Origin of the sequence: Streptomyces sp. TS71-3 (assembly GCF_018327685.1) — a bacterium.
In the GTDB taxonomy this organism is placed as follows: domain Bacteria; phylum Actinomycetota; class Actinomycetes; order Streptomycetales; family Streptomycetaceae; genus Streptomyces.
The window spans coordinates 1,399,226-1,414,386 of record NZ_BNEL01000001.1 but is presented as its reverse complement, the minus strand read 5'-3'; the positions used below and the strand labels follow the sequence as shown (position 1 = coordinate 1,414,386).

14 protein-coding genes are annotated in these 15,161 nt (G+C 73.0%); all 14 read right to left on the bottom strand.

Translation table 11 applies throughout. From position 1 onward, the window contains the following. Positions 1-97: 97 nt before the first annotated feature. The 14 genes from Sm713_RS05935 to Sm713_RS05870 all read right to left on the bottom strand — a co-directional run bounded on the left by Sm713_RS05935 (position 98) and on the right by Sm713_RS05870 (position 14,841). Complete coding sequence (locus Sm713_RS05935; protein WP_212908608.1) at positions 98-496, bottom strand: hypothetical protein; 399 nt, start codon at positions 494-496, stop codon at positions 98-100. A gap of 139 nt (positions 497-635) precedes the next feature. Then, positions 636-2,306, bottom strand: a complete 1,671-nt coding sequence (locus tag Sm713_RS05930) for an APC family permease (RefSeq protein ID WP_249416124.1) — start codon at positions 2,304-2,306, stop codon at positions 636-638. Between the two features lie 235 nt (positions 2,307-2,541). Then, entirely contained in the window at positions 2,542-3,765 is a 1,224-nt protein-coding gene (locus Sm713_RS05925; protein WP_212908607.1) for an alpha-D-ribose 1-methylphosphonate 5-triphosphate diphosphatase, read from the bottom strand. Next, a complete protein-coding gene (locus tag Sm713_RS05920) occupies positions 3,762-4,586 on the bottom strand; it encodes an ATP-binding cassette domain-containing protein (protein WP_212908606.1) in 825 nt (274 codons plus the stop codon). The genes Sm713_RS05925 and Sm713_RS05920 overlap by 4 nt, the downstream gene beginning before the upstream one ends. Before the next feature lie 31 nt (positions 4,587-4,617). Continuing rightward, positions 4,618-5,508, bottom strand: coding sequence for an ATP-binding cassette domain-containing protein (locus Sm713_RS05915; protein ID WP_212908605.1), 891 nt, complete (start codon positions 5,506-5,508; stop codon positions 4,618-4,620). Beyond that, the gene (locus Sm713_RS05910; protein WP_212908604.1) at positions 5,505-6,446 is read right to left on the bottom strand and encodes an alpha-D-ribose 1-methylphosphonate 5-phosphate C-P-lyase PhnJ; all 942 of its coding nucleotides are present in this window, start codon (positions 6,444-6,446) and stop codon (positions 5,505-5,507) included. Before Sm713_RS05910 ends, Sm713_RS05915 begins: the two co-directional genes overlap by 4 nt. Then, the gene (locus tag Sm713_RS05905; protein ID WP_212908603.1) at positions 6,443-7,774 is read right to left on the bottom strand and encodes a carbon-phosphorus lyase complex subunit PhnI; all 1,332 of its coding nucleotides are present in this window, start codon (positions 7,772-7,774) and stop codon (positions 6,443-6,445) included. The genes Sm713_RS05910 and Sm713_RS05905 overlap by 4 nt, the downstream gene beginning before the upstream one ends. Then, entirely contained in the window at positions 7,771-8,856 is a 1,086-nt protein-coding gene (locus Sm713_RS05900; RefSeq protein WP_212908602.1) for a carbon-phosphorus lyase complex subunit PhnI, read from the bottom strand. Before Sm713_RS05900 ends, Sm713_RS05905 begins: the two co-directional genes overlap by 4 nt. 2 nt (positions 8,857-8,858) lie before the next feature. Beyond that, positions 8,859-9,671, bottom strand: a complete 813-nt coding sequence (gene phnH / locus Sm713_RS05895; RefSeq protein WP_212908601.1) for a phosphonate C-P lyase system protein PhnH — start codon at positions 9,669-9,671, stop codon at positions 8,859-8,861. Beyond that, a complete protein-coding gene (gene phnG / locus Sm713_RS05890) occupies positions 9,668-10,105 on the bottom strand; it encodes a phosphonate C-P lyase system protein PhnG (RefSeq protein ID WP_212908600.1) in 438 nt (145 codons plus the stop codon). The genes phnH and phnG overlap by 4 nt, the downstream gene beginning before the upstream one ends. A gap of 57 nt (positions 10,106-10,162) precedes the next feature. Beyond that, a complete protein-coding gene (locus Sm713_RS05885) occupies positions 10,163-10,879 on the bottom strand; it encodes a GntR family transcriptional regulator (RefSeq protein WP_212908599.1) in 717 nt (238 codons plus the stop codon). A 196-nt stretch (positions 10,880-11,075) separates the two neighbouring features. Then, positions 11,076-12,917: a phosphonate ABC transporter, permease protein PhnE gene (phnE, locus tag Sm713_RS05880; RefSeq protein ID WP_249416123.1), complete on the bottom strand. Its 1,842-nt coding sequence runs from the start codon at positions 12,915-12,917 to the stop codon at positions 11,076-11,078. Then, positions 12,914-13,891: a phosphonate ABC transporter ATP-binding protein gene (locus Sm713_RS05875; protein WP_249416122.1), complete on the bottom strand. Its 978-nt coding sequence runs from the start codon at positions 13,889-13,891 to the stop codon at positions 12,914-12,916. The genes phnE and Sm713_RS05875 overlap by 4 nt, the downstream gene beginning before the upstream one ends. After that, positions 13,873-14,841 (bottom strand): phosphate/phosphite/phosphonate ABC transporter substrate-binding protein, encoded by a 969-nt coding sequence (locus Sm713_RS05870; protein ID WP_212908598.1) that lies wholly within the window; start codon positions 14,839-14,841, stop codon positions 13,873-13,875. The genes Sm713_RS05875 and Sm713_RS05870 overlap by 19 nt, the downstream gene beginning before the upstream one ends. Between the last annotated feature and the right edge of the window lie 320 nt (positions 14,842-15,161).

Genomic DNA, 15,161 nt, shown 5'->3' with positions numbered 1-15,161 from the left:
CCAAACAAGCGTTCACTGTGGTCATTGTGGCGCCTGTTACGGACACTTGGCGCATTCCTTAACCGGACGCACCACATCCATTTGTGACTTCACCTACTCAGTGACCGCCATTGAAAAGCCGGAGCTTCTCGGGGTTGCGCACGGCCCAGATGTGCTTGATCACGTCGTCCACGATGTGGAATGCGTACACCCTCACCGTCGCACCGCCCAGTTGGGCCACCAGCCCCGGCCGGCCGTTCACCGTGCGCTCCAGGAGCCTCAGATCGTCCACCAGGGAGGCGATGCGGACGCAGGCGTCCACGACCTGCTCGCGGCCCTCGATCGGCCGCAGCGCGGCGCTCACGATGCCGCCGCCGTCGGCGATCACCGTGGCGTCCGGGTCGAGCAGGCCTGTTGTCCACGAGGTCTCGTCCCGCAGCGACAGGTTCACCTGGGCCCCGATGTCCGCCATCCGCAACCGCCCCGCCTGCGCCCGCAGCTCCTGCACCGCGGTCACGGCGCCGAAAGACGCCGGCCGGGGCCTCCCGGCGCCTTTCGGCGACCGAACCGAGCGGGCCCCGGCCCCCCCCCTTGGGGGGGCCGGGGCCCGCTCGTGAGGCCGGGACCCGATCCGGGCCGGCGGTGGTGAGGACCTGTCAGGGAGCCTCGCCCAGGGCCGCCTCCTCCTGGCGGGCCTCCGCCTTCGCCTCCTCGATGTTCTCCAGCACCCGCTCGCGCGACAGCGGCACCCGGAGCGCCAGGAAGTAGACGATCGCGGTCAGCACCAGGTTGGCCACGAAGCCCCAGCCGAAGCCGATCACGCCGGTGCCGCCGTCGTAGTCGCCGAGCCAGCTGATCGCGACCAGGCCGGCCAGCCACGGCAGGACCCAGGTCGCGCCCGCCTTCCAGTCCATCTTCGGGGCCTGGCCCTTGTCCAGGACCTGGAAGACCGCGAGCAGGACGAAGCCGATGCCGATGGTGGCGAACAGCTTGTAGTTGGTGTTCCAGCCGGCCCAGTACACGATCAGGTTCGACGAGTAGAGCGCGAGGAACGGGATGATGTCGCCGCCCGGGATCCGGTACGGGCGGTCGTGCTCGGGGATCTGGCGGCGCATGACGGCCAGCACCAGCGGCCCCGAGCCGAACGACAGCACGGTCGCCGAGGTGATGAACCCGACCAGTTCCTGCCAGCTCGGGAAGGGCAGGAAGACGATCAGGCCGAGGACGAAGGTCACGATCAGGCTGACCAGCGGGGCGCCCTTGGACGTGGTCTTCGCGAGGGCCGCGGGGGCGTTGCGGTTGCGCGCCATCGCGTAGGAGATGCGGGCCGTGACCGTGGTGTAGATCAGGCCGGTGTCGGCCGGCGAGATCACCGCGTCCACGTAGAGGATGTAGGCCAGCCAGCCGAGGCCGATGGCGCTGGAGATCGCGGCCAGCGGGCCGAAGTCGTTCGCGAACGTCAGGTTGAGCCAGCCGTGGGAATGCGCGAGGTCGCCCGTCGGGACGGCGCCGAGGAAGGCCACCTCCAGCAGGATGTAGATCACGCCGGTGAGCAGCACGGAGCCGATGACCGCGAACGGTACGTTGCGCCGCGGGTTGTCGGTCTCCCCCGCCAGCTCCACGCCCTGGCGGAAGCCGAGGAACGAGAAGGTGATGCCGGCGGTGGATATCGCCGTGAAGATGCCCTTGGCGCCGCCCGGGGTGAAGCCTCCGAACTCCTTGGCGCCGATGTTGTGGCCGTGGAACGCGGTCACGAAGAAGGCCACGATGACCAGGACGATGGCGAGCAGCTTCCACCAGACCAGGACGTTGTTGACGCGGGCGAACCAGCGGATGCCGTAGTAGTTCAGCAGCACGAAGAAGGCCATCGCGATCACCGCGACCACGTAGCCCACCGCGGTCAGCGTGTACGCGCCGTTCGCCTCATGAAAATCAGTGAAATGCGCCCATTTAGTGGCGTACTGGAGAGCACCCTCGACCTCGATCGGCGCCACGGTCGCGGCGGCGATCCAGGTGATCCATCCCATGGTGTAGCTGGCGAAGGAACCAAAAGAGAGGTGTGGAAAACGCACCACACCTCCCGAAAGCGGAAACATCGTACCCAACTCGGCGAAACACAGTCCGATGAGGAGAATCATCACCGCGGCTATCGCCCACGAGAAGATCGACGCGGGTCCGGCTATCTTCGCCGCGTTCAGCGCACCGAAGAGCCAGCCGGACCCGATGATCGATCCCACGCCCGCGAAGAGCAGGCTGATACGGCCCATGTCTCTGCGTAGCGCCGGTTGCTCCGGGGTCCCCTCCGAAGTGTTCGTGATCGTGGCCATCGCACCATCCCTGATCTGACACCCACCGTTGTGAGGTCGTAGGCCTTTGTTTGCTACTGGGACTGCCGCTGCCCTGCCCTACACGATCCATACATTGCGAATGCCTAACGGCCGACCAGCGCGATCGACGATAGCCGGTTGTCATGGCCGCGACGTCCAGGAGGCCGCCCGGCCCACCGGCCCACGTCGGCCCGGGAGCGGGTGACGGGCCAGGTGAGCGGGTGGGTCCGGTCGCTCACCCGGCGTCGGCGGCGGCCGTCAGGTAACCGGTCACCGGCGGCCGCTCGGCCGCGCGTGACTCCTCCGCGAGGAGGGTGAAGCGGACGGTCTGCTGGTGCACGTCGCCCGTCACCGCGATCAGGTCGGCGCGCTGCCCGGGCACCAGCGCGCCCCGGTCGCCGAGACCCGCGGTACGGGCCGCACCGGATGTGACGAGCCCCACGGCCGCGGGCAGCGGCAGCACGCCGTGGTGGGCCAGGTGGTAGGCGGCGGCCAGCAGCGTCGTCGGCATGTAGTCGCTGGAGAGGTTGTCGACGAGGCCGGCACAGACCAGGTCGACCGCGCTGACGTTGCCGCTGTGCGAGCCGCCGCGCAGGACGTTCGGCGCGCCGGCGACGACGGGCATGCCGGCCGCCTTCGCCGCCCGGGCCGCCTCCAGGGTGGTCGGGAACTCCGCCACGGCCGCGCCCGACTCCCGCACCTCGGCAAGCTCGGCGGCGCTCACCACGTCGTGGGCCAGCAGCCGTATCCGGCCCGCCTTCGCCTCCCGGCCCAGGAAGGCGAGGGTCCGCTCGCGCTGGGCGATGGTCCTGTCACGGTCGGCGATGCGCTGCTCGATGCGGGCCCCCGCGGCCTCCTCGCTGATCTTCTCCTGCTCCGCGACCACCTTGCGGAACACCGACAGGTCGCTGAACTGTCCCTGCCCGGGGGTGTGGTCCTCGTACGACACCAGCGGCGGCACGTCGCCGGCCTCCGCGGGCTCGGCGAGGGTGTCCATCAGCACGTCCAGCGCCGCGGCGTCGCGGGCGTCCAGGCGGTGCAGCTTGCGGTGGTCGATCAGGGCCGTCCCCGAGGCGGCGCGTTCCCGCACGGCGGTGCCGAGGCCCAGGGAGCGCTCGATGGTGCGGTCCTTGGCCTCGTTGGTCTGGTAGCTGATCGCGTGGAACATCGTGGTCACGCCGGCGGCGCGCACCCTGCCCTCGTAGCTGGCGACGGCGAAGGCGGCGGGGAAGCGCACGGTGGGGCGGGGCCGCTGCTCCTTCTCCAGGGCGTCGCTGTGGGTGTCGACGATGCCGGGCAGCAGCAGCGCGCCGCGCAGGTCGACGGCCTCGGCGGGCACCTGGCCGGGGGTGGCCGGTCCCACCTCGGTGATCAGGCCGTCCTCGGCCACGAGCAGCGCGTCGTCGAGCACGCGGTCGGGCAGCACGGCCCTCGCGTGGGAGAACACGTACCGGCTCATCGAGCCACCTCCAGGGGCAGGTTCGGATCGTGCAGGATCGATTGCGGGGGGCCGCTCGCGAGGACCCGGCCCCCGCCGAGGACCACCACGCGGGTGGCGAAGCGCTCGATGGCGTCCAGGTCGTGGAAGACGGAGAGCACGGCGGTGCCGCGCTCGCCCAGGCGGGCGATGGTGGCGAGGACGGCGGCCCGGTTGACCGGGTCGAGGGCCGAGACGGGCTCGTCGAGCAACAGCAGCCGGGGCGGCGAGACGGTGCCCGCGGCGACGTTGACCCGCTGCTTCTGCCCGCCGGAGAGCACGGTGGCGTGGGTGTCCCACAGCCGCTCGGCGATGCCGACCCCGCGCAGCGCGCCGGCCGCCGCGTCCCGCGCCGCCGGGCGGTCCATGCCCCGGGCGATGCCCGAGGCGGTGACGACGTCGATCACCGAGCGGCGCGGCCCCGGCCGCAGGAACTGCGAGACGTACCCGATCTCCCTGCCGCGCAGATCGGCCACCTCGGCGTCGGGCAGCGTCGCGAGGTCCACGGTGGTGCCCCGCGAGGTGCGGAAGAGGATGCCGCCGCCGCCGGAGAGGTACGTGCGGTAGACGCACCGCAGCAGCGTCGACTTGCCGGCGCCCGAGGTGCCCGCGAGCGCGACGTGCTCGCCGGCCGCCACGTCCACGTCCACACCGTGCAGCGCCTCGACGACGCGGCCGTCGACGGTGTGCAGCGTGAAGTCCTTGCGGAGCCCGCGCACCGACAGGACGGTGTCCTCGGGCAGCCCGCCCGGGTCGCTCGCCGCCGGGCCTGATCCGGTGGCCATCGCCGGCGTCGCGTTCATCGTGGCCTCATCCCCTCGCGCCATCGTGCGTTCATCCCCTCGCGGCACTGACGAGCCGCTGGCTGTACGGGTGTTGCGGGTCCTCCAGGAGCTGGTCCGTCAGTCCGGCCTCGACGACCCGGCCGTGCTGCATCACCAGGACGCGGCGGGTGAGCATCTCGATCACGCCGAAGTCGTGCGAGACGACGACCGCCGCCACCCCGGTCTGAGCGAGCAGCGTCCGCAGCAGGTCGAGCACTCCGGCCGCGACGGAGGCGTCGAGCCCCGTGGTCGGCTCGTCCAGGAGCAGCACGGACGGGTCGTTGGCCAGCGCCTTGGCGATCTGCACACGCTGCCGCATGCCGCCCGAGAAGGTCCGCACCCGGTCGTCCATGCGCGACAGCGGAACCTCGACCCGGCTCAGCAGTTCGGCGGCGCGGTCCCGGATGCGGGCGTAGTTGCGCCAGCCGGCCGCCGTCAGCGGGTCGGCGATGTTGCCGCCCGCCGTGATGTCCAGGTTGAGGCCGGCGGCGGGGTCCTGGTAGACGGCGGCGAGCGGCTTGAGGCGCAGCCCTCGGCGCTCGGCGGGCGTCAGATCGCGGAGGTTGACGGTGCCGTCCGCCACGCCGCGCAGCGCGATGTGCCCCGCGGTGGCCTGCTCGTCGCCCGCGACGCAGCGCATCACGGTGGACTTGCCGGAGCCCGACTCGCCGATGATGCCGAGCGCCTCACCGGGCGCGACCTCGAAGTCGACGTCCCAGGCGGCGACGATGGCGCCGGTGGCCGGGGAGAGCGCGGTGCCGTACTCGGGTCCGGTGCCCTCCAACGAGCGGGGGCCGGGATCGCCGTAGATCCTGCCGAGGCCGGAGACCTTCAGCGCCCACCCGGGGCGGATCGCGGCCGGGGCGGGGGCGGTCGTGGTGTCCGTCGCGGACGCGTTCATCGGGCGGACGTCTCCTTCGGAGCCGGGGCGGCCGGGGTGCTGCCCGCCGCCGGTGTGTTGAGGACCGGGCCCAGCTCGCCGGCGTGGCAGCGCTGCCGGAAGTCGGCGTCGGAGCAGACCCAGCTGGGGGGCGCACCGCCCTCGCCGGGCTCCTCGACGATGTAGCCGCGCGCGGTGCCGCACATCCGGCACGCGGCACCGGGGGTGAACTCGACCTCGAAGGGCCGGTCCTCGAAGGTCAGCGGCTCCACGCGGGTGTGCGGCGGCACGGCGAAGATGCGCTTCTCGCGGCCCGCGGCGAGGATCGTCAGGCCCTCGCTGTCGTGGAGCTTCGGGACGTCCCAGCGCGGGATGGGGCTCGGCGTCATCACGTAACGCCCCTCGACCAGCACCGGATAGCCGGCGGAGGCGGTGATCACGCCGTTGTGGACGATGTCCTCGTAGAGGCGGACCCACATCTTGGCGTAGTCGGCCTCGGCGTGCATGCGGCGCTGCTCGTCCATCTCCTTGACGATCCCGGCCAGCGGTTCGGGGCCGGGGACCTGGAGGACGAGCACCTGGCCCTGGGCGAGCGGCTGCTCGGGGATGCGGTGCCGGGACTGGATGACGTCGGCCGCGCGGGTGTCCGTCTCCGGCACGCAGCCCACGTGGTCGACGACGAGCCGGCGCAGGTTCGAGGCGTTGACCCCGGCGTCCTCGCCTTGGTCGATCACCTTCAGCCTGGTGCCCTCGCCGACCAGCGCCAGCGTGGCCTGGAGCCCTCCGGAGCCCCAGCCGCGGGCCACCGGCATCTCACGCGAGCCGAACGGGACCTGGTAGCCCGGGATGGCGACGCCGCTGAGGATGGCGCGGCGTATCTCGCGCTTGGACAACTCGTCGAAGATCCCCGCTCGTTGCTCCGGCCCGGCGAGCCGGTCGAGGTTCCGCGTCGTGCTCATTGCTTGTCTCCGTGGTCGGCGCGGTCGGCGGGAACGGCCAGGTCCCCGTGATCCACGCGTGCGGTGGCCGCGGCCCTGCCCGCCGCCACGGCCCGTCCGCGCTCCACGAGGGAGCGGAACTCGACGTGGTGCGGCAGCTTCAGGTGCTGCGCGTAGCCGATGGAATCGAGGCCGTCGAGGGTGAACAGCACCTCGTCGAGCGGTCCCTCGCTCCCCCGGTGGTGGGTCAGCATGAGGTCGAGCCCCGCCATCGAGATGGCCTTGCGGTCGTTGCGCCCGAAGCAGAGGCCGTAGCCGACGTCGAGGGTGCGGCCCAGTTCCCCGGCGCGGGTGAGACTGTGGAAGGTCTGCACCTCGCTCACCAGGACCCGGGTGACCGTCACCGCGCGCCCGGTCGAGGGGTGCGTGACCCGCACGGGCAGCATGCCGTGCCGTACCTCGCCGGGGATCTCGTGGCCGCTCGGGCGCCAGTTGGACCCGTACCACGTGTGCATCAGCGAGCCGGTGTCCGCGCGTGCCATCGCCTGGAGCCAGGCGGAACGGGGCGCGTCGCCGCGCGGGGCCGCCCGCGTGACGTCGAACGGCTCGGGGTCGGCGCCCTCCGTGGGTGGTGCCACGACGTCCATGGAACGCAGGACGGCGAGGAGGTTTCTCGGGGAGCGGTCGACGGGGGCGGGGGCGTCGGTCTCGTTCACCTCGTGCGGGTGCGCGTGGGAGCCGTCCGCCTCGTGTACGTGCGCGTGGGAGCCGTCGGGTTCGGACACGTGCGCGTGGAAGCCGTCGGCTCCGTGTACGTGCGCGTGGGAGCCGTCCGCCCCGTGTACGTGCGCGTGGGAGCCGTTGCCCTCGTGCGCGACGGCGGCCGTGGTGCCCGTGTCCCCCGCCGCGCGCATCCGGCCCTCGTCCTCGGGCAGCAGGTCGAGCAGGCGGCCGACGTAGTCGAGCGTGCGGCCGAGGAGCTGGCCGCCGGGCGGGTTGCGGAACGCCGAGCTGATGCGCCGCGTGACGCTCAGATCCTCGCTGGTCACCGGCGTGCTCACGGCGAGGCGGGGCAGCGTCGTGCGGTGCGCGCGCAGCAGTTGGGCGGCGCCCAGCGGGTCGCCCTGGGCCTGCCGCAGCGCCCGCGCGGCGAGCGCGGGGGCCCAGAGCCCGGCCTCGCCCATGGCGCGGTCGACGGCGAGCGGCAGCCGTTCCATGATCTGGTCCAGTTCGAGCCGCCGGCCGCTGCCCCCGTGCCGGGGGCGGCCCGCGAGCCGCGCCGCCGCCTCGGCGGCCGGCTGCCGCTCCTGTCCCCCGGATCCCTCGCGGGATCCCTCGGGCGGGGTCATCGGGCGCCTCCGGCGGTCGTGTGCACGGCCCTCAGGCGCTCCAGCGCGGAGCGGAAGTCGACGTAGTGCGGGAGCTTGAGGTGTTCGAGGAAGCCGGAGGCCTCAGGCCCGTCGAGGTGGGTGAGGACCTTCTGCTCCAGGCGGTCGGCCTCGGGGGCCCGGTGGACCAGCAGGTCGAGTCCCGCCATCGCGAGCGCCTTGGCCTCGACCGCGCCGAAGCAGAGCCCGTACCCGACGTCGAAACGCGTGGGGTCCTCACCGGGCACCCCCGCGCCGCGGACCGTCCGCGCCTCGGTCACCTCGGCGCGGGCCACGGTGACCGGGCGCCCGGTGTACGGGTGGGCGACCCGGACGGGCAGGGTGCGGCGCCGCAGTTCGACGGGGATCTCGGGCGCGACGTGCTCGGGGCGCCGGATGACGGAGTACCAGAGGTGGACCAGGGATCCCGTCTCCGCGCGCGCCATCGCCGACAGGCGACCGGAGCGGGGGGCGCCGGGGCGTGCGGGCGTCCTGGTGATGTCGAAGGGTTCCGCGTCGGCGCGGGAGGGCCGCTCGGCGAGGAGCCCGGCCTCGCGCAGTTCGGCCAGCAGGCCGGGGGGCGCCCCAGCGGCTCCGGTCGTGCCCGCCGGATCGGGCGCGGCGGGCGCGGCGCCGGGGTCCCCGGCGAGGTCTGCCCCGTCCCCGTCCCCGAGGTCGAGGATCTGCGGAACGTAGTCCGCCGTGGCCCCCAGGAACTGTCCGCCCGGCGGGTTGCGGTAGGCCGCGCTGACGCGGCGGGTGGTCCCGGCCTCGTCCATGGGGACGGGCAGGCTGTAGCCCAGGCGCGGCATGGTCGAGCGGTGCGCGCGCAGCAGTTGCGCGGCTTCGAGGAGGTCGCCCTGCGACTGCCGGATGGCGCGGGCGGTGATCTCGGGCGCCCACAGGCCGCCCTCGCCCATCACCCGGTCGACGGCGAGCGGCAGCCCTCCGGTGATCTGGTCCAGTTCCAGCCAGGCGCTGCGGCCACCGTACCGGGCCGCGCGCACCAGCCGTTCCGCGGCGGCGATGGCCTCCTGCCCGCCGCGTACCCCTGCGTATCCCACGGCTAGACCCCCGTCCCCGTGCCGGCCCCGGCGACCGGGGCGTCCTCGACGGTGATCCGGGTGGTGCGCGGCAGCCCCGCGACGGCCCCGCCGGGCGCGACGAGGAAGGTGTCGATGCCGAGCGGGAACCCGGCGTTGGCGGCGGCGATGGCCTCGATGACCGGGACGCTCAGGCCGCGGACACCGAGGCGCCGCTGCCCCGGCACGCCGGGTCCCTCCAGACGAAGAACCGTTCCTTCCCCATCGGCGAGCGGCACGTCGGCCGCGAAGCCGGATCCGGGGGCGGGTGCAGGCGCGGGTGCGGGTGCGGGTGCGGGTGCGGGTGCGGGTGCGGGCGTAAGCGTGGGCGCGGGTGCAGGCGTGGGTGCGGGTACGAGCGCCGTGGCATCGAAGAGCCCTGCCACGGTCAGGAACAGCCGGGCACCCAGCTCCGGGTTGAGCGCGTCGCCCCGCGGCAGCGCGGCGATCTCGGCCGCGGTGACCGGGCGCAGTGCCAGCACCGTGCGCGCGAGCGCCGGTTCCGCACGCGGTGCCTTGGTGGCCTCGTGCACGGCGTTCCGCCATGCCTCGCCGTCCTGGCCGCCGTCGGCGAGCACGTGCAGCGGCACCTCGACGTCGACGAGGCCGCAGGCCGCGAGCGCCGCGGCGGGGACGCCGTCGGCGACGTCCAGGCGCCCGATCCTGCCGGGCCGCGACAGCACGTCGAGCAGGGTGGTGAAGTCGCGCTGCGTGTCGTGCGTGCCGCGGCGCAGCGCGCCCACCCGGGCGCCGGCGCCGGGCGCCGTGGGGATGGTGGCCGGCCGTGTGTCGCTCACGTGAGCTCCTCGAAGGTGACGGTGGTGGTGCGGATCGCGTCCCACTCCGCGGCGTCGCGTTCGGCCGCGCGCCGTTCGACACGGGCGCACAGCTCGTCGATCTCGGCCGTCCCCGGCAGTCCCGCCGCCGCGACCGCGTCGAGCAGCGCGCCGGCGAGCGCCGCCACCCGGTCGTCGCCCTCGCGCATGCTCCAGCCGGAGACCCCGGCGACCTCCACGGCGCACTCGGTGACCAGCACCTCGCCCAGGTGGAACCGCGACTCCTCCACGGGTTCGCGCACCTGGAGCACGACCATTCCCGTCTCGGGCGGCCTCACCACCGTGGGGCCCGGTACGGCCCCTTCCGCGACGAGCCGTTCGGCGAGCGGGACGATCTCCTCGTGCTCCGCGGCGGCGAGCAGCTCGCACCGGCGCTCACGCGTCAGCGTCACCACGCCGTTCTCCTTCCTTTTCCTTTGCGTCGGGCCGGAACGAGCCGGTCGTCGCCGTTGTCATGGCCCGTCCATCTCGACGATGATCCGAGTGCTGTCGGGGCGGCTCCACGTGCTGCTGCACATCACCGCCCGGCCGGTGCCCTGGTCCCGGCTGAGGCTCTCGATGAGCCAGACCGGGCGGCCCGGCTCGATCTCCAGGTGCCCGGCGATCTCCGGTCCCGGCTGCGCGTAGCTGACCCGGCACCAGGCGCGGGTCGGTTCCACCGCGCTCATCTGGCGCAGGATCGCGTGCAGCGACTCCACCGCGTGGACCGCCGCGCTCATCTCGGGCAGGACGTCCACCGGGACCCAGATGTGCGCCCAGCCGCTGAGCAGCCCGTCGATGAAGGACTGCCGCACCAGCAGGTGCGCGGGCGCGCCCTCGGGGCGTTCCAGCAGCCCGGCCTCCACCGCCGGCAGGGGCAGCAGCTGGATGTCCCGGACGACGGTGCGGGCCGTGCTGCCCGCCTCGCGGACCGTCTCGTGCAGCGACGGCGCCTTGTACTGGGACAGCACGTAGTCGATGCGGCGGTTGACGAAGGTGCCCGCACCGCGCACCCGCCGCACCAGCAGCCTGTTCTCCAGTTCCTGCAACGACGCCCGGGCCGCGGCCCGGCTGACACCGAAGCGCCCGGCGATCTCGTGCTCGCTGGACACCTTGCTGCCCGCCGGGAGGTCCGCGATCTCCGCCGCGATGACGTTGGCTATCTCGACGTACCGGCTCTTGTTGCGCACGACAGGAAGCCTGCGCGGGCCACCTGTCCGGGCCAGCGCGGCTCTGTCAACAGCGCGACTGTGCTCGGTGAACAGTAGGAACAGTTGTCGCGTACTGCGCACGTCCCGCAGCGGACCGGGGACGGTGGGCGACGGACGGGGGCCCGGCTGGGAGTGGGCGACCGTCCCGGGCCCCCGACGGAGACACGTCAGTGCCTCAGGCGAACACCTTGCGCAGCCACAGGGCGAGCCCCTCCACCAGGAAGACGGCCGCCAGCATCATCAGCACGATGGTGGTGACCACTGGGAACTGGAGCACCCGTTCAGCGTTCAGCATGTCGTAGCCGATGCCGCCCGCGCCGACGATGCCGAGCAGGGTGGCCGAGCGGATGTTGACGTCGAGCTGGTAGAGCAGGTGCCCGATGAGCGTCGGCCACGCCCGCGGCAGGATCGCCGCGAAGAAGAGCTGCCACCGCGACGCCCCGCTCGCCCGCACCGCCTGGACGGGGCCCGGGTCGATCTCCTCCAGGGAGTCGGCCACGAGCTTGCTGAGCAGCCCGACGGAGCCGACCCCGAGCGCGAGCGAGCCCGCGACCGCGCCGAGCCCCGTGACCACCACGAAGACGATCGCGAGGATCAGTTCCGGAATGGCCCTGATGAACAGGACGACGGTCCGGAAGACCCGTGCCACCGCGGGCGACGGCGCCACGTTGCGTGCCGCCAGCGCGCCGAGCGGCAGGGCCAGCACGACCCCGATGAGCGTGCCGGCGAGGGAGATCTCCAGCGTCACCCACAGGTCGTCCAGCAGGGTGTCCCAGATGCCGCCGCCCGAGGGCGGCAGGAAGTCCCCGACGGTCTCGGGCAGCTGCCGCACACCGTCGACGATCTGGCCCCAGGAGATGCCCGCGCCCGGCACGGAGCCGAGGACGAGCGCCGCGGTGAGCGCCGCCCACACCGTCCGGCGGATGCGCCGGGTGCCCCAGCGGGGGCTGATCCTGCGCCGGCCGGCGCTCTTGGCGGGCGCCGGGGCACGGGCGGCGGTCGCGGTGTCCGGTACGAGGGCCGGTGCGGCGCCGGGCCGGTCGCCGGAGCGGGCCGGTCCGGAACGCCCCGGTCCGGAACGCCCCGGTGCGGAACGCCCCAGGACGGCGCGGCCCAGCCGGACGGCGAGCGGTGTCCGCACGCGTCCGCCCGCATCGCGCAGCAGCGTCCGGCGGATGGCGCCGGAGAGGGACTCGACGGCGAAGCAGAGCAGGAGCAGCACGAGGGCCAGTGCCATCGCCCGCCGGTAGTCGAGCTGGCCGATGGAGATGGAGAGCGCGTAGCCGAGGCCGTTCACGCCGACGAAGCCGAGGACGACCGAGACGCGCAGGTTGATGTCCAGGCGGTGCAGCGCGGTCGCCACGAGCGAGGGCAGGACCTGCGGGAGCACCCCGGAGACGATCTCCTGGAGGCGGGAGGCGCCGGTCGCCCGGATCGCCCGCCGCGGCCCCTCGTCGATGTCCTCGACGGCGTCCGCGTACAGCTTGCCGACCATGCCCACCGAGTGCAGGCCCATCGCGACGACACCGGTGAGCCCGCCGAGGCCGAACAGCCGGAAGCCGGCCACCGCGAAGACCACGTCCGGAATCGCGCGGGTGAGCACGATCAGCGCCCGCGAGCCGATCCGGGCCCCGCCGAAGGGGGTGGTGTTGTGGGCGGCCAGCAGGGCCAGCGGAAGGCTGATGACGACCGACAGGACGGTCGCGCAGATCACGATCGCCAGGGTCTGCCAGCACAGCTCGAACAGCTCGCCGGGCGCCGGGAAGTCCAGCGGCACCATGCGGGAGACGAAGTTCGCGGCGTTGCCCGCGCTGTCCACCATCGTGGCGACGTTGATCTTCACCGCGACGAAGGCCCAGACGCCGCAGACGAGCGTGAGCAGCAGGACGGCACCGGCGGCGATGCCCGTCGGCCGGGGCCTGGCCAGGGTGCGGCCCCAGATGCGAGGGCCACCGGCCCCGGACATCACCGTGGTGTCGGTCTCCGGCACGCCGGACGCCGTCGTCCCCGTACTCACCCGGCCTCCATCAGCGCGGGGGCCGGCTCCTGGCCCACGGCCGAGTACAGCCGCATCACCTCGTCGCGGCTGATGCCCTCCGTGGGGAGGTCGAGCACCACGCGCCCGGCCCGCAGGCCGATGACGCGGTCCGCCCAGCCCAGTGCCAGGTCCACCTGGTGCAGGCTGCACAGCACGGTCAGGCGCCGTGCGGTGCCGACCTGCCGCAGCAGCCGCATGATCTGCCCGGCCGACTCGGGGTCGAGCGACGCGACCGGCTCGTCGGCCAGCAGCATGCTCGGCTCCTGCATCAGCGCCCGCGCCACCGCCACGCGCTGCTGCTGGCCGCCGGAGAGGGTGTCGGCACGCTGGAACGCCAGGTCGCCGAGGCCGACCCCGTCCAGCAGGTCGAGGGCCTGCTCCCGGACCCGGCGCGGGTACGTCACGAGCCCCACGCGCGGCCCGCGCAGCCGGCCCAGCGCGCCGGTGCACACGTTCTCCAGCACGCTCAGCCGGCCCACCAGGTGGAACTGCTGGAACACGAAGCCGATACGGCGGCGCAGCGCGCGCAGCTGGGTGCCCGAGGCGGAGTCGATCCGCGTGCCGAGCACGGTGCCCCCGCCGGAGGTGGGCGCCTGGAGGCCGTCGATGTGCTGGAGGAGGGTGGACTTGCCGGACCCGGAGAGGCCGAGGAGCGCCACGACCTCACCCGCACGGACCTCGAAGCCCACGCCGTCGAGCGCGGTGACGGTCCCGTCGCCGGAGGGGAAGCGCTTGGTCAGGCCCTCCAGGCGGACGACGACGTCGTCCTCGGGAACCCCGGAGGGCTCACCGGGGGTCCCTCCGGACTCACCGAGGGCACCTCCGGCCCCACCGGGGGTTCCTGCGGACTCACCGGGAACTCCTGCGGACTCACCGGGGACCCCCGTGCCCGTCGAAAGCTCCCGGGACGGCCTGCGTACGGTCGGCGAGGCCATCAGTGGGCGCTCGTGCACTTCTTGGTGATGTCACAGACCTTGCGCACGCTCGCGTACAGGGCGTCGGTGACCTTCTTGTAGCCCCAGGAGCCGCCGTTGAGGCAGTCCGACGCCTTGGCGCAGAAGCCGTGGGCGACCATGTAGTCGGTGTTGGCCTTGGTGTCGAAGGTGTCGACGATCTTCTGCTTCAGCGCGGGGTCGAGGTCGCCCGCGACCGCTGCGGGAGAGTCGGGGATCTCCTTCGACTTCCACACGATCCGGTAGTCGCTCTTCTTCAGCTTGCCCGCCTGGGGCAGCGTCTCGTTGATCATGGAGTCGTCGGCGAAGCCCGCGTCGCACTGCCCGTTCATGACCGCGAGCACGGAGGCGTCGTGGCCGCCGGCCATCACGGTCTTGATGTCCTTGCCGGTGTCGATCCCGGCGTCCGCGAGGCCCGCCTGCGGGTAGAGGTAGCCGGAGGTCGAGTTCGGGTCGACGAAGCAGACCTTCTTGCCGCGGTAGTCCTTCAGGCTCTTGACGGGCGAGTCCGCCTTGACGATGGCGTACGACTGGTAGGTGGCGCTGCCGTTCTTGGTGTCGACGGACGCCGCCATGACGTCGAGGTTGACGCCGGTGTCCTTGGCGGTGACGTACGAGTCGGGCCCGAAGAAGCCGATGTCCGCCTTCTTGGCGCGCATGGCCTCGATGACGGCGGCGTAGCTCGTCGCGTTCTGGAAGGCGATCTTCTTGCCGGTCTGCTTCTCCAGCAGCTTGGTCAGCGGCTCGCGGGCTTCCTTCAGAGTCGTGGAGTTCTCCGAGGGGATCTGGGCCACGGTCAGCACGTCGGGGTTCCGCCCCGAGGACTGGCCGCCCGATCCGCTCCCGCTGCCGTCCGTGGCGGCGCTGCTCCCACACGCGGCAAGGGCCAGCGGGAGGAGGGCGACGGAGAACATGACGGGTATCCGTCGCATACGTCGTATACCGTTCATGGATGGTCCTTCTGTGCTACCCGGTTGCAACCCGGCCGTGTTCCTGCCTGCGTGCACCCCAGGCTTGGGAGGACAGGTGTGGTGCCGGGCCCCGCCGGGTAACGAGCGCGCGAACTCGCGAAGAGACGCGTGCTGGGTTGACCTGACAACAGGCCGCGGGGGCGGGGGCGGGGTGGGTGAGTGGGCCGGGGTGGAGTATTGGGGGCGGGTGCCCCCGGGGTGGCGGGTGCGCTTGGGGGCGGGTGTGCCCGGGAGCTGCCGGCGGGCGGCGAGGGCAGCCGCCTCGGCCCGGGACAGGTCCCGGCACCCTGACGGCGTCC